Annotated in this window: 15 protein-coding genes; 11 read left to right on the top strand and 4 right to left on the bottom strand. The window is 63.9% G+C overall.

Annotated features, from left to right (window positions below; translation table 11 throughout):
- Positions 1–46 precede the first annotated feature (46 nt).
- On the bottom strand, positions 47–937 hold the full coding sequence (locus tag FJW10_RS11525) for a DMT family transporter (RefSeq protein ID WP_140832268.1): 891 nt from the start codon (positions 935–937) through the stop codon (positions 47–49).
- A gap of 21 nt (positions 938–958) precedes the next feature.
- Between FJW10_RS11525 and FJW10_RS11520 the strand changes: the two genes are divergently transcribed.
- Entirely contained in the window at positions 959–1,639 is a 681-nt protein-coding gene (locus FJW10_RS11520) for a PIG-L deacetylase family protein (protein WP_140900178.1), read from the top strand.
- A 16-nt stretch (positions 1,640–1,655) separates the two neighbouring features.
- Here FJW10_RS11520 and FJW10_RS11515 read toward each other — a convergent pair whose 3' ends face one another.
- The 3 genes from FJW10_RS11515 to FJW10_RS11505 form a co-directional block, all read right to left on the bottom strand.
- The gene (locus FJW10_RS11515; RefSeq protein ID WP_140900177.1) at positions 1,656–2,468 is read right to left on the bottom strand and encodes an IclR family transcriptional regulator; all 813 of its coding nucleotides are present in this window, start codon (positions 2,466–2,468) and stop codon (positions 1,656–1,658) included.
- A 106-nt stretch (positions 2,469–2,574) separates the two neighbouring features.
- Positions 2,575–2,913, bottom strand: a complete 339-nt coding sequence (locus FJW10_RS11510) for a hypothetical protein (RefSeq protein ID WP_140900176.1) — start codon at positions 2,911–2,913, stop codon at positions 2,575–2,577.
- 82 nt (positions 2,914–2,995) lie between these two features.
- Positions 2,996–3,493, bottom strand: coding sequence for a RidA family protein (locus FJW10_RS11505; protein WP_181177495.1), 498 nt, complete (start codon positions 3,491–3,493; stop codon positions 2,996–2,998).
- Between the two features lie 360 nt (positions 3,494–3,853).
- Here FJW10_RS11505 and FJW10_RS11500 point away from each other — a divergent pair, with 360 nt between their 5' ends.
- The 10 genes from FJW10_RS11500 to FJW10_RS11455 all read left to right on the top strand — a co-directional run bounded on the left by FJW10_RS11500 (position 3,854) and on the right by FJW10_RS11455 (position 12,797).
- Positions 3,854–5,185 (top strand): ABC transporter substrate-binding protein, encoded by a 1,332-nt coding sequence (locus FJW10_RS11500; protein ID WP_140900175.1) that lies wholly within the window; start codon positions 3,854–3,856, stop codon positions 5,183–5,185.
- A 108-nt stretch (positions 5,186–5,293) separates the two neighbouring features.
- The gene (locus FJW10_RS11495; RefSeq protein WP_140832487.1) at positions 5,294–6,241 is read left to right on the top strand and encodes a sugar ABC transporter permease; all 948 of its coding nucleotides are present in this window, start codon (positions 5,294–5,296) and stop codon (positions 6,239–6,241) included.
- Positions 6,238–7,188 (top strand): carbohydrate ABC transporter permease, encoded by a 951-nt coding sequence (locus FJW10_RS11490; RefSeq protein ID WP_041001244.1) that lies wholly within the window; start codon positions 6,238–6,240, stop codon positions 7,186–7,188. The genes FJW10_RS11495 and FJW10_RS11490 overlap by 4 nt, the downstream gene beginning before the upstream one ends.
- A gap of 190 nt (positions 7,189–7,378) precedes the next feature.
- Positions 7,379–7,582 (top strand): hypothetical protein, encoded by a 204-nt coding sequence (locus FJW10_RS11485; RefSeq protein WP_140900174.1) that lies wholly within the window; start codon positions 7,379–7,381, stop codon positions 7,580–7,582.
- Between the two features lie 2 nt (positions 7,583–7,584).
- Entirely contained in the window at positions 7,585–8,691 is a 1,107-nt protein-coding gene (locus tag FJW10_RS11480; RefSeq protein WP_140900173.1) for an ABC transporter ATP-binding protein, read from the top strand.
- Positions 8,684–9,697 (top strand): ABC transporter ATP-binding protein, encoded by a 1,014-nt coding sequence (locus FJW10_RS11475; RefSeq protein WP_140900172.1) that lies wholly within the window; start codon positions 8,684–8,686, stop codon positions 9,695–9,697. The genes FJW10_RS11480 and FJW10_RS11475 overlap by 8 nt, the downstream gene beginning before the upstream one ends.
- A 78-nt stretch (positions 9,698–9,775) precedes the next feature.
- Positions 9,776–11,419, top strand: a complete 1,644-nt coding sequence (locus FJW10_RS11470) for a dihydroxyacetone kinase subunit DhaK (protein WP_140900171.1) — start codon at positions 9,776–9,778, stop codon at positions 11,417–11,419.
- 67 nt (positions 11,420–11,486) lie between these two features.
- Positions 11,487–12,086 (top strand): dihydroxyacetone kinase subunit DhaL, encoded by a 600-nt coding sequence (gene dhaL, locus FJW10_RS11465; protein WP_140900239.1) that lies wholly within the window; start codon positions 11,487–11,489, stop codon positions 12,084–12,086.
- Positions 12,086–12,475, top strand: a complete 390-nt coding sequence (dhaM, locus tag FJW10_RS11460; protein WP_140900170.1) for a dihydroxyacetone kinase phosphoryl donor subunit DhaM — start codon at positions 12,086–12,088, stop codon at positions 12,473–12,475. The genes dhaL and dhaM overlap by 1 nt, the downstream gene beginning before the upstream one ends.
- A gap of 19 nt (positions 12,476–12,494) precedes the next feature.
- Positions 12,495–12,797, top strand: a complete 303-nt coding sequence (locus tag FJW10_RS11455) for an HPr family phosphocarrier protein (protein WP_140832246.1) — start codon at positions 12,495–12,497, stop codon at positions 12,795–12,797.
- The last annotated feature ends 18 nt before the right edge of the window (positions 12,798–12,815 follow it).

The following is a 12,815-nucleotide window of genomic DNA, read 5'->3' as shown; positions in this document are numbered from 1 at the left end:
TATCAGCGGTCGCGGTCGCCATGCAACTTGCCAGACCGGTGCGCGGTCAAAGCCTGGTGCGCGAAAACGGGTTCCAGCGCACGGTGCCGAGCCTCACCTCCTCGCGCACCATCGTCAGAAGGCCGGAAGCGCCGACCACCGCCAGGCCGACCAATGACAGCCAGTCGGGATATTCCTGGAAGAACAGCGCGCCGAGGATGACCGCCCAGACGATCTGCGAGTAATGGGTCGGCGCGATGCGGTTCGCGGGCGCGTATTTGACCGCAAGCAATTGCAGCAGTTGTCCGCCGGCGGTGAAGACACCGGCCAGCATCAGCCAGACCAATTGCCCGAGATTGGGGAGCGAGAACGACGTCGCGGCCGCGCCGACGCCGTTGAAGACCAGGCCATAGCCGACCAGCGCGCCGAGAATGGTCGTGCGCTTTTCCTGTTGGGCGAGCGAGCGCATCAGGATGACGCTGGTGGCGGCGAGGAAGGCGTTGGCGAAGGCGGCGAGATGGCCGAGATGCAATTCGCGAAAGCCCGGCCGCACCACCAGCATGACGCCGACGAAGCCGGCGACGACGGCCAGCCACCGCCAGGGACCGACCTTTTCCTTCAGGATGACCGTCGACAGGATGGTGACCAGCAGCGGCGCCAGGAAGATCAGCGCGTAGACTTCCGCCAGCGGAATGGTGGTGAAGGAATAAACGCTGAGCACACCGGACGCGATGCCCGCCAAGGCGCGCGCCTGCACCGCCCATGGCCTTTTGGTGCGCCAGAAGTTGCGCCAGCGTTCGTCCCTGGGCTTGGTGAAGAACAGAAAGCAGCCGGCAAACAAGGTCGAGAAGAAGCCGATCTCGAAGACGGTGAACTGCCCGCCCAAGCTCTTGATGACCCCGTCGCTGAACGAATAGCTTGCATAGGCGATCAGGGCGAGCAGGATTCCGTTCGGCATACCATTTCCGGGAGAGACGACGTGAAGATATTGGCGCTGGGGGCACATCCCGACGACATCGAGATATTCATGTTCGGTACGCTGGCCGCCTATGCGGCGCAAGGCGCAGAACTGGCTTTTGCGATAGCCACCGATGGGGCCAAGGGCGGCACGGGCAACCCGAAGGCGCTTGCCCGCTTGCGGCGCGAGGAAGCGGCCAAGGCGGCGGACCTGCTCGGCGTCGAGCCGCGTTTCCTCGACTTTCCCGACGGCGCGCTCGTCGCCGATGCGGCATTGATTTCGGTGCTCAAGGCGCTGATCGGCGAGGTGAAACCCGACCTCGCGATCACCCATGCGCCCTACGACTACCATGGCGACCATCGCGCCCTGTCCGACGGTGTGCGCGTAGCCGCATCCTTCGCCGTCCCGGTGCTGCATGCCGACACGCTCGGCGGCACCGGTTTTTCGCCGACGCATTATGTCGAGATTTCGCATCATTGGGACATCAAGGCGAAAGCGATCCGCGCGCACCAGTCGCAAGGTCCGGAGCACTACGTACACAGGGCACGCCTCCAGAACGAATTTCGCGCCGGACAATGCAACGGCGCCGCCGGCGCGCTGGCCGAGGCCTTCCGCTTCGAGCCGACTTTCCCCTTTGCCGACATACGCGCGCTCTTACCGCCGGCGCCGCCGATCCGGCCGGTGACGGCTAACACCGAATAGGTCGAGGTGCCTGATATCAGGCAAACAGCAGCGATTCGATTTTGCGGGCCGCGGCCGCGACCTTCGCGATGTCTTCGCGGCGCTGGTCGACCGGTTGCGCGAGATGGGCACTCACAAACGATATTCCGATGGAAGCCCGCGGATAACCGTTTGCGTCAAGCACGGGACAGCCGATGCAGGACACCTGGTCGTTGCCCTCGCCACGATCGAAGGAAACCCCTGTGCGACGGATGTCTTGCGCCTCGCGCTCGAGCGCCGCGAGCCCGGTGATCGTGCGTGCGGTGTGGGCGACAAAGTTGATCTGGGCACCAATGGCTATCCGTTCGGCTTCCGGCAGGAAGGCGTAGATGGCCTTGCCGACGGCGCTTGAATAAAGCGGCTCCAGGTCGCCAACGGCCTGCTTGACCGCGACCGGCGCGTTCGAGGCCACGACCTCGACGAGAATGGCGTGCGTTCCGTTCAATGTTCCCAGATGAGTCATCTGCCCGCTGGCACGCGCCAGATCGATCAGGCATGGACGCGAGAATTCGATCATCTTCTCGACGGCTGCCGGCAGTCTCGGCAAGGCCAGCAGTTTCGGGCCGATCGAGTAGGCCTTCATCGCCTCGTGTCTCGATATGTAGCCTTCCGCTTCGAGCGTTCGCAGGAAGCGCAGCGCGGCGCTGCGGTCCAATCCGAACCGCTCGGCCACGTCGCGCAACCGTACGAGACGCCCGGCCCGGACGACAAATTCGAGGATGGCCAGCCCGCGCGCCAGCGTCGAAAGCGTTCCAGTCGCGGATTTGGGCTCTCGGGCCAGATCGCCCTCTGCTTGTTCGCGGGTGGGCATTCAACTATCCGGCATGCTGCAGGGCTCCTGGCGGTCGAGCATCTTTGCGGTCAGTAAGCGGCAACCGCCATGCCAGTCAATCTGGCATGACTATGCGTGGCGCCGCTCACAAGGCCAGCGGCGCGTTCTTTCCCGCCTTCATCTCCACGGTCACGAAAACGAGAGTCTCGTCACCGACATTTTCCAGGTCGTGCAACATGTGCTCGCCTGGCGCGAAGCTGAAATGCCTGGTGTCGCCGGCGCAGTAGGTCGTCTCACGTACGGCGCCGCCCTCATAGTGGCTGCGCGCCCTGCCTTTGGAGAGAACAGTCCAGAAATAATCCAGGACATGACGGTGAAACGGCAGGCGCTCCCCCGGAGCGATGCTGATGTGCCAGACGCGAAACGTCTCTGTTTCGGAAACCAGCACTGTTCCGACCTTGCCGCTCCAGATGTTGGCCTGCATATCCTCGATCCGAGCAGGCGACCAAAGGGCGTAAGGACCGTCTTCGACGATGAATTGTTCCGTAGCGGTCATCTTGTCCCCATCAATTTTCAACTTCGGCGAACAGCACAATGAGAACCGGCGCGTTGAGCGGCATTTCCGGATTGGTGTAGATCATCCGGCTGTGGCGTCCTTTGCTGCCGAACACCGTGTTGATCAGGTCCGACGCGCCGTTGAGGGCGGCCGGATGATCCTGGAAGCCCGGCGCGACCTGCATGGTCCCCTCGATCCTGACGATACGGCTGATACGATCCAGCGACCCGACGGCGGCTTTCAGCTGCGCGATGGCATTCATCGCGGCGATGCGGCACGCCAGATAGGCATCGGCGGACGAAACTTCGCCGCCGACGCGGCCGACGAAGGCCAGCTTTCCGTCCTGCCAGGAGAATTGTCCCGACGTCATCAGCAACGAGCCGGTGATCACCCAAGGCTCGTAAGATCCAAGCGGCGCCGGAGGCGGCGGCAGGACGATGCCTTCCCGCCGCAGCCGCTCTTCCGCAGTGGCCGTGTCGGATCCCGATACGAATGAAGTGCCTGACAAATGAAGTCCTCCCTGTGCTGTTGCAAGACGGTCCAACAGGGTTCGCCTGCGCAAATCGTTCACCTGAGGGCACCGTAGACCGTTCGTCTAAATAATGCAATATCTGTTGACATATCTGCAACAAACTGCAATTCCTGCATCTCGCTGACGCCCGCGAGTTTCACGTGTAGGCCGACACAGAAAGTCATGCTGCGGCGCAGCAACGAATTCGCTTGCGTTGTTTAGTAAAAATGGCATCACTAAACAAATTACTAAACACCGGCAGCGCATCGCGCGCCATGTTTGGGCCCTCGGAGGAGCGAGGGTTGAGGGGCTCTTGAAACCGTCATCCGGACGCGTTTCGCAAATGGGAGGTAAGGCATGAAATCGACCTTGAAACTGGCGTTGGGACTGGCCTCGGCGATCTTTGCGTCGACAGCCGTCTCGAACGTCGCGCATGCGGAAGACCTGACGCTGTGCTGGGCGGCCTGGGATCCGGCAAATGCGCTCGTGGAACTGTCCAAGGACTTCACCAAGGAAACCGGCATCGGCATGAAGTTTGAGTTCGTGCCGTGGACCAATTACGCCGACCGCTTCCTCAACGAGCTCAACTCGCACGGCAAACTCTGCGACCTGATCATCGGCGACAGCCAGTGGATCGGCGGCGCCGCCGAGAACGGCCATTACGTCAAGCTGAACGACTTCTTCGACAAGGAGAAGATCAGCATGGACGACTTCGTGCCGGCGACCGTGGTCGGCTATTCCGAATGGCCGAAGAACACGCCGAACTACTGGGCGCTGCCGGCCATGGGCGACGTCGTCGGCTGGACCTATCGCAAGGACTGGTTCTCCAAGCCCGAGCTGCAGAAGCAATTCAAGGAGAAATATGGCTGGGACCTCGCCCCGCCGACCACTTTCGACCAGCTGAAGCAGATCGCCGAATTCTTCCAGAAGCGGCAGATCGACGGCAAGACCGTCTATGGCGCCTCCATCTACACCGAGCGCGGCTCGGAAGGCATCACCATGGGCGCCATGGACGTGCTCTACAGCTATGGCTTCCAGTATGAGAACCCGAAAAAGCCCTATGAGATGGAAGGCTACGTCAACTCCGAAAAATCGGTGAAGGGCCTGGAATTCTACAAGGCGCTCTATGATTGCTGCACGCCGCCCGGCGCTTCCAACAGCTACATGGGCGAAGGCGTCGACGCCTTCAAATCCGGACAGGTGGCGATGCATATGAACTTCGCCTTCACCTGGCCCGGCCTGCAGAAGGACGAGAATGTCGGCGGCGACAAGATCGGCTATTTCGTCAATCCGAAGGGTCCCGACGGCGACCAGTTCGCGCAACTCGGCGGCCAGGGTATTTCGGTGGTTTCCTATTCCGACAAGCAGGAATCGGCGCTGAAATACATCAAGTGGTTCGCCAACAAGGACGTGCAGGCCAAGTGGTGGTCGCTCGGCGGCTATTCCTGCCTGAACTCGGTGGTCAAGGACCCGAAATTCCCGTCCAGCCAGCCCTATGCGCAGGCCTTCCTCGACTCGATGGCCATCGTGAAGGATTTCTGGGCGGAACCCAGCTACGCGCCGTTGCTGCAGGCCTCGCAGAAGCGCTTCCATGACTATGTCGTGGCCGGCCAGGGCTCGGCCAAGGACGCTCTCGACGGCCTCGTCAAGGACTGGACGCAGGTGTTCCAGGACGACGGCAAGATGTAACCGCTCCTCCCGAGCAACATCGACGCGTCCCGTGCCGCCCTTGGCACGGGACGCAGTTCAGATAAATTCCATAGCCGAGACTTACCCGTGACCGAAGCAGGACTTACCATGCTCAATCGGACTGCGGACAATGTTGCCCGGGCGACACCGGAGCCGTTGGCCAAGAAGATCCGGGGCATCAGCGACAAGGGCCTCGCCTGGCTATTCATCTCGCCGACGATCCTTTTGCTGTTGGCCATCAACATCTTCCCGCTGTTCTGGGCGATCTATCTCTCCTTCACCAATTATCGCGCCAACCGCCCCAACGAGGTGGTGAAGAACCTCGGGCTCGCAAACTACCAGCGCATCCTTGGCGACAAGGACATCTGGATCGCCATGCAGACGACTGCGCATTTCGTGTTCTGGACGATCCTCTTGCAGACCGTCATCGGCTTCACGCTGGCCTGGCTGATCGACCGCAAGTTCCGCGGCCACGCCTTTTGGACCACCATCATCCTGGTGCCGATGATGCTGTCACCGGCGGTGGTCGGCAATTTCTGGCGCTTCCTCTACGAGCCCCAGATCGGGTTGTTTTCCTATGTCGTCTCCTTCGTCACCGGTATTCCGCCGACGAATGTCCAGATGCTGTCCAATGTCGAATTGGCGCCATGGGCAATCATCATCGTCGACACCTGGATGTGGACGCCTTACGTCATGCTGATCTGCCTCGCCGGGCTGCGCTCGATCCCCGAATACATCTATGAAGCGGCCGAGGTCGACCGCGCCTCCAACTGGCGCCAGTTCTGGTCGATCACCCTGCCGATGGCGCTGCCCTTCATCATGCTCGCGGTCCTGTTCCGCGGCATCGAGAATTTCAAGATGTTCGACATGGTCAACCTGCTGACCGGCGGCGGACCCGGCTCGACCACCGAGGTCGCCTCGATCACGCTGAAGCGGCAGGCCTTCGAGAGCTGGCGCACCGGCTATTCCTCGGCCTTCGCCATCATCCTGTTCGTCGCGGTGTTCGGCCTCGCCAACATCTACGTCAAGGCGCTCAACAAGGTGAAGCAGAGATGAGCCTGACCACCGCCCATTCCGTCGTAGCACCCTCTTCGAACGCGAAGCTGATCGCCGGCACGATCATCATAGCGTATGCGCTGATCTCGATCGTGCCGCTGTTGTGGATCTTCGCCACCAGCTTCAAGACGCCGCCAGATTCGATCGCCTACCCGCCGAAGATCGTCTTCCAGCCGAGCATCGAGGGCTATTGCAACCTGTTCACGACCCGCACCCGGCAGACGCCGGAGTATATCAACTCGCTCGGACCGGCGACCGGCTTCTGCGACGAGACCGTGCGCAAGCGCAACATGGTGATCGCCGGGCCATCGAACTTCCTGCCGCGCTTCGTCAACTCGCTGATCATCGCCTTCGGCTCGACCTTTTGCGCGGTGTTCTTGGGCACGCTCTCGGCCTATGGCTTCTCACGCTTCAAGGTGCCTTTGGCCGACGACCTTCTATTCTTCATCCTGTCGACGCGCTTCATGCCGCCGATCGCCGTGGCGATCCCGATCTACCTGATGTATCGCGAGCTCGGTCTCTCCGACACAGCGCTCGGCATGATCCTGCTCTACACCGCGGTCAACGTCTCTTTGGCTGTGTGGCTGCTCAAGGGCTTCATCGACGAGATCCCGCGCGAGTATGAAGAGGCCGCGATGATCGACGGCTACACCAGGCTGCAGGCCTTCTGGCGCACCGTGCTGCCGCAGGCGACCACCGGCATCGCCGCGACCGCCATTTTCTGCCTGATCTTTGCCTGGAACGAATATGCATTCGCAGCGCTCTTGACCTCCGGCACGGCGCAGACGGCGCCGCCCTTCATCCCGACCATCATCGGCGAGGGCGGCCAGGACTGGCCGGCGGTGGCGGCGGGCACGACCATCTTCCTGGTGCCGATCCTCGTTTTCACCATCCTGCTCCGCAAGCAGCTCTTGCGCGGCATCACCTTCGGCGCGGTGCGCAAATGATGAATAGTCGGCAAATGTGGAACCTGCGCTGGGGCGGCGCCCCTTCTCCCCGTTCACGGGGAGAAGATGCCGGCAGGCAGATGAGGGGCAGCGCCGACATCTGCCTTAATCAGAGGCGTTGGCGCCGCCCCTCATCCGACCCTTCGGGCCACCTTCTCCCCGTGAACGGGGAGAAGGACGGGAGTTATGCATGACGCGCCCCGTCCTCTCCAAGCGCTCCTCCTGGCCCCGCTGGGCAAGGCGCGGCCTGATGGAAAACATCGCGACCGCGGTCATCGCGATCGGCTTCCTGATGCTGTTCCAGCCCTTCGCGCTGTCGCTCTACACCTATTCCTTCATCACCATGCTTGCCGGCACGGTCATGTTCATCATCGTCTCGAAATTCCCGGAATAACGATGGCCGAGATCCGTGTTCAGAACCTGAGGAAAGCCTTCGGCGCATTCGTCGCCGTGCAGGATTCCAATTTCGTCGTCGAGGACGGCGAGTTCTTCGTCATGCTCGGGCCGTCCGGCTGCGGCAAGACCACGACGCTGCGCATGATCGCCGGCCTCGAGCTGCCGACCGGCGGCAAGATCCTGCTCGGCGGCGAGGACGTCACCATGCGCCGGGCGCGCGAGCGCGACATCGCCTTCGTCTTCCAGCTCTTCGCGCTCTACCCGCATATGAACGTGCGCCGGAATATCGGCTTTCCGTTGCTGGCGCAGGGCATGCCGTCGGCCGAGATCCGCAGTCGCGTCGAGGAGACCGCCAAGCTGCTGCGTATCGACCATCTGCTGGACAAATCGGTCTCCGGGCTGGCCGGCGGCGACCGCCAGCGCGTCGCGCTCGGTCGCGCCATCGTGCGGCGGCCGAAATGCTTCCTGATGGACGAGCCGCTCGGCACGCTCGATACCGAGTTCCGCGACCTGATGGTGCATGAGCTGCGCGAGCTGCACAACCGCATCCACGCCACAACCGTCTATGTCACGCACGACCAGATGGAAGCCATGTCCATGGCCGACAAGATAGCGGTGATGAACCATGGCGTCATCGAGCAGTTCGGCACGCCGCGCGAGATTTACGACCGGCCGGCGACGATGTTCGTCGCCGATTTCATCGGCTCGCCGCCGATGAATTTCCTGAAGTTCGGCGGCGGGCTCGCCAAGGGCGCGAAAGAGATCGTCGTGCAGGGCGCCAAGGTGGCGGTGCCGGAAGTGCGCGAGGACATCGCGCCCGCCGACATGGCGCTCGGCATCCGGCCCGAGCACATCCGCTTCGACGACGCCTCGAAGCTGCGCGGCGCGATCTACGGCACCGAATATCTCGGCACCACGCAGATCGTCGCGGTCGAGACGGCCGACGGCATCATCAAGGCCCGCGTGCCGGCGGGCATCCATCTCAGTCCCGGCGAACAGGTCGGGCTGGCCCTGAGCAGCGCCAGGCTGTCGCTGTTCGAGAAGGGCTCGGGCCGCGCGGTGCGGACCGCCATGTACGACCAGGCTGCGGGGGCGCGTCATGGCTGATGTCCATATCCGCGGCGTGACCAAGAATTTCGGCGACACGGTCGCCATCGACAATCTCGACCTGCAGATCAAGGACGGCGAATTCGTCGTGCTGCTCGGTCCGACCGGCGCCGGCAAGACGACGACGCTGAGGCTGATCGCCGGGCTGGAACGGCCGGAGAGCGGCACGATCCACATTGCCGGCCAGGACGCCACGACGCTGTCGCCGGCCGAGCGCGACACGGCCTTCGTCTTCCAGCAATATTCGCTCTACCCGCATCTGTCGGTCTTCGACAATCTGGCCTTTCCGCTGCGTTCGCCGGCAAGGCGGTTTCCCGAGGAGGCGGTGCGCCGCCGCGTCGAGGAAGTGGCCAGGATGGTGCGCATCCACCACAAGCTGGACAACCGCTCGACCAAGCTCTCCGGCGGCGAGATGCAGCGCGTCGCCATCGGCCGCGCGCTGGTGCGCAAGCCCGCGATCTACCTGATGGACGAGCCGCTGTCGTCGCTCGACGCCAAGCTGCGCGCCGATCTCAGGCTCGAGCTGAAGCGCATCCAGTCCGAGCTCGGCGCCACCATGCTCTATGTCACGCACGACCAGATCGAGGCGATGACCATGGCCGACCGCATCGGCATCCTCGCCAACGGCGTGCTGGTGCAGATCGGCACGCCGCGCGCCATCTATTCGGAGCCGGCTAACCTTCACGTCGCGGCCCGGCTCGGCCAGCCGGCGATCAACCTGTTGCCGGCCGGATTGCTGCCTGACGGCGGCGCGCCCGCCGGCACGACGACGATCGGCGCCCGCACCGAGCATCTGTCAATCGAGAAGGCGATGAACGGCCATGCCGACGGCGTCGTCGACTGGATCGAGCATCTCGGCGACCAGAACCACCTGCATGTTACGGTGGGGACGAAGAAGCTGGTGACGCTGACCGATCCGGACACGCCGCTCGGGAAAGGCGACAAGGTGACGATCCGCTATCGCTCACCGCTTTACTTTGGTTCGGACGGACAAAGACTGATGTAGGTGGGCCGATGCAGCCGTCGCCGTGGCATCCGCCGCATAAGTGATTGACGACCGCAGGATACGGACTGGACGAAATCCATGAAGCACTTTTTCAATCGCAGGGACTCGATCGTCACCGAAGCGCTGGACGGCTTCCTGGCCACAGCCGGGTCCGGCACGCTGGCGCGGCTGGACGGCTATCCGGACATCAAGGTCGTGCTACGCGCCGACTGGGACAAGACCAAGGTTGCCGTCGTTTCAGGCGGCGGCGCCGGCCATGAGCCGTCGCATGCCGGCTTCGTCGGCGCCGGCATGCTGACGGCGGCAGTCTCCGGCGAGATCTTCGCCTCGCCGAGCGTCGAGGCCGTTCTGCAGGCGATCCGCGCGACGACCGGCCCGGCCGGCTGCCTGCTGATCGTCAAGAATTATACCGGCGACCGCCTCAATTTCGGGCTGGCCGCCGAAAGGGCGCGCGCCGAAGGCTTTTCGGTCGAAATGGTGATCGTCGGCGACGACATAGCGCTGCCCGACATCGTGCAGCCGCGCGGCGTCGCCGGCACGCTGTTCGTGCACAAGATCGCCGGGCATCTGTCCGAGACCGGTCACGAGTTGGCCTCGGTTGCGGCAGCGGCGCGAGCGGCGGCGACGGATATCGTCTCGCTCGGCATCTCGCTTTCCTCCTGCTCGATACCGGGGCAGCCGCATGAAGACCGCTTCGGCGCCGATGACGGCGAGCTTGGCCTCGGCATCCATGGGGAACCGGGCGTCGAGCGCATCGCCTTGCAAAGCGCCGGCAAGCTGGTCGCCGTCATGGCCGAGCGGCTCTCCGCGCGGCTCGACCCGGCCGCCCACTATGCCTTGCTGATCAACAATCTCGGCTCGGTGCCGCCGCTCGAAATGGCGCTGATCGCCAATGCGGTGCTGGCTTCGCCGCTGGCCAAAGCGGTGACGCTGACGATCGGCCCCGGACATTTGATGACCGCGCTCAACATGAATGGCTTTTCGCTGTCGCTGATCAAGCTGGATGCGGAGCGCGATGCAGCCTTGCTGGCGCCCGTCGGCCCGCATGCATGGCTGCCGGCGAAGCCCGTCCGGCCGCCGGTTGTCGTGGCAATCGCCAAGCCTGCCGCCGGCTTAACCGCAAAGGTCGCCAGCCGCGATGCAGCGACCGAGCGGCTGATCAGCGCGGTCTGCGAAAAGCTGATCTCGCTCGAAGAGACGCTCAACGGCCTCGATGCCAGGACCGGAGACGGCGACACCGGCTCGACGGTGGCGACGGGCGCGCGCAGCGTGCTCGACCGCATCGGCACGCTGCCGCTGGCCGACCGGGCCGCAACCTTCGCCATGATCGGCGATGAGCTGGGCACCTCGATGGGCGGTTCCAGCGGCGTGCTGTTGTCGATCTTCTTCACCGCCGCGTCGCAATCGCTCGGTGCCGGCGCACCGCTCGGCAAGGCGCTGCTGGCAGGGCTTGAACGGATGACTTTCTACGGCGGCGCCGGGGTCGGCGACCGCACCATGGTCGATGCGCTGGAGCCGGCCCTCAAGGCGCTGGATGCCAGCGGGCCGGAAGCGGCGGCGGCGGCGGCGCGGCATGGCGCGGAGGCTACCGCGGCGATGCAGAAGGCCAAGGCCGGGCGTTCGGCCTATATAGGCCGGCAACTCGACGGTGTTGTCGATCCTGGCGCTTTTGCCGTCGCCGAAGTGTTTGCGACGGCGGCCGCTCTGTTCGCTCCGGCATGAAAGGCAGACGATGTCCGGTCATGCCGTGCCGAGAAGTGAGACTGCAGGAAGCGAGATGACGGACGGCATGGCGGGCTTTGATCTTGCCAGGCTGATCGCCGCGGCAGCCGACACGATCGCGGCGCATGCCGATGAACTGACCGCGCTCGACCAGGCGATCGGCGACGGCGATCACGGGCTCAACATGAAGCGCGGCTTCGAGGCGGTGCGCGCCGAGGCGGCCGGCTTCGCGGCAAAGCCGCTGCCTGAGGCGCTGAAGGCGATCGGCACCAAGCTGGTGATGACGGTCGGCGGCGCTTCCGGGCCGCTGTTCGGCACGCTGTTCATGGCGCTCGGCAAGGATGTTCCGGCGGCGCCGGACCGCGATGCGCTGACGTCGGCACTCGGCAAGGCGATCGAGGCGGTGGCCGCGCGCGGCAAATCGCAAGCCGGCCAAAAGACCATGCTCGACGTGCTGCAGCCGGTGCATGAAGCGCTGGCGCAAGGCAAGACGGCGAGAGACATCTCCGATATTGCCGATGAAGCGGCGGATGCCACAGTGCCGATGAAGGCCCTGCGCGGACGCGCCTCCTTCCTGGGCGACCGTTCGATCGGTCACATGGATCCCGGCGCGCGCTCGACCGCGCTGCTGGTGCGAGCGATCGCAGAAACCATCGAGGGCCGCTGATGAGCAATGTCGGCATCGTCATCGTATCACATTCGCCGCTGGTCGCCGAAGGCACGGCCGACATGGTTCGCCAGATGGTGGGCGAGGAAGTGCCGCTTGCATGGTGCGGCGGAAACGGCCATGGCGGGCTGGGCACCAGCGTCGAGGCGATCATGGGCGCCATCGACAAGGCCTGGTCGGAAGCGGGCGTCGCCATACTGGTCGATCTCGGCGGCGCCGAGACCAACTCGGAGATGGCGGTCGAGATGATCGGCGAGCCGCGCTCGCACAGAATAATCGTCTGCAACGCGCCGATCGTCGAAGGCGCGGTGATGGCGGCGACCGAATCCTCCGGCGGCGCCTCGCTAAAGGAAGTGGTGGCGACGGCGCATGAACTGTCGCCGTCGTGAACGAACGGGAACCGACTGAATGTCCGCATCCGCCGAAGCAACGGTTCTGATCACCCACGCTGTGGGCCTGCACGCGCGCCCTTCGGTGAAGTTCACCAAGCTCGCGAAGTCGTTCGCGGCCGAGGTGGAAGTGGCGGTGGCTGCAAACGGCCCCTGGTTCGACGCCAAGAGCATCGTCAAGGTGATGGCAGCCAAGGCGCCGAAAGGGACCATGCTGCACATCCGCGCCAAGGGTGACGGCGCGGCCCAGGCGGTGAAAGCGCTGGTCGATCTGGTGCAGCGTGACTTCGACGAGGACGCGGGTCATGCCAGGTCCGCTTGAGACGTATCTGCATGTCGA

It is taken from the genome of Mesorhizobium sp. B4-1-1 (genome assembly GCF_006439375.1).
Taxonomy (GTDB): Bacteria; Pseudomonadota; Alphaproteobacteria; order Rhizobiales; family Rhizobiaceae; genus Mesorhizobium.
The sequence above is the reverse complement of the archived record's forward strand: the minus strand, read 5'-3'. Positions and strand labels throughout refer to the sequence as shown.

Bases quoted from the DNA above. Each gene is read 5' to 3' on its own strand.
- dhaL (WP_140900239.1), top strand. From the start codon at position 11,487: ATGGCGGGCTTTGATCTTGCCAGGCTGATCGCCGCGGCAGCCGACACG.
- FJW10_RS11495 (WP_140832487.1), top strand. From the start codon at position 5,294: ATGCTCAATCGGACTGCGGACAATGTTGCCCGGGCGACACCGGAGCCG.
- FJW10_RS11500 (WP_140900175.1), top strand. From the start codon at position 3,854: ATGAAATCGACCTTGAAACTGGCGTTGGGACTGGCCTCGGCGATCTTT.
- FJW10_RS11525 (WP_140832268.1), bottom strand. From the start codon at position 937: ATGCCGAACGGAATCCTGCTCGCCCTGATCGCCTATGCAAGCTATTCG.
- FJW10_RS11515 (WP_140900177.1), bottom strand. From the start codon at position 2,468: ATGCCCACCCGCGAACAAGCAGAGGGCGATCTGGCCCGAGAGCCCAAA.
- FJW10_RS11480 (WP_140900173.1), top strand. From the start codon at position 7,585: ATGGCCGAGATCCGTGTTCAGAACCTGAGGAAAGCCTTCGGCGCATTC.
- FJW10_RS11455 (WP_140832246.1), top strand. From the start codon at position 12,495: ATGTCCGCATCCGCCGAAGCAACGGTTCTGATCACCCACGCTGTGGGC.
- FJW10_RS11490 (WP_041001244.1), top strand. From the start codon at position 6,238: ATGAGCCTGACCACCGCCCATTCCGTCGTAGCACCCTCTTCGAACGCG.
- FJW10_RS11470 (WP_140900171.1), top strand. From the start codon at position 9,776: ATGAAGCACTTTTTCAATCGCAGGGACTCGATCGTCACCGAAGCGCTG.
- FJW10_RS11485 (WP_140900174.1), top strand. From the start codon at position 7,379: ATGACGCGCCCCGTCCTCTCCAAGCGCTCCTCCTGGCCCCGCTGGGCA.
- FJW10_RS11475 (WP_140900172.1), top strand. From the start codon at position 8,684: ATGGCTGATGTCCATATCCGCGGCGTGACCAAGAATTTCGGCGACACG.
- dhaM (WP_140900170.1), top strand. From the start codon at position 12,086: ATGAGCAATGTCGGCATCGTCATCGTATCACATTCGCCGCTGGTCGCC.
- FJW10_RS11510 (WP_140900176.1), bottom strand. From the start codon at position 2,913: ATGCAGGCCAACATCTGGAGCGGCAAGGTCGGAACAGTGCTGGTTTCC.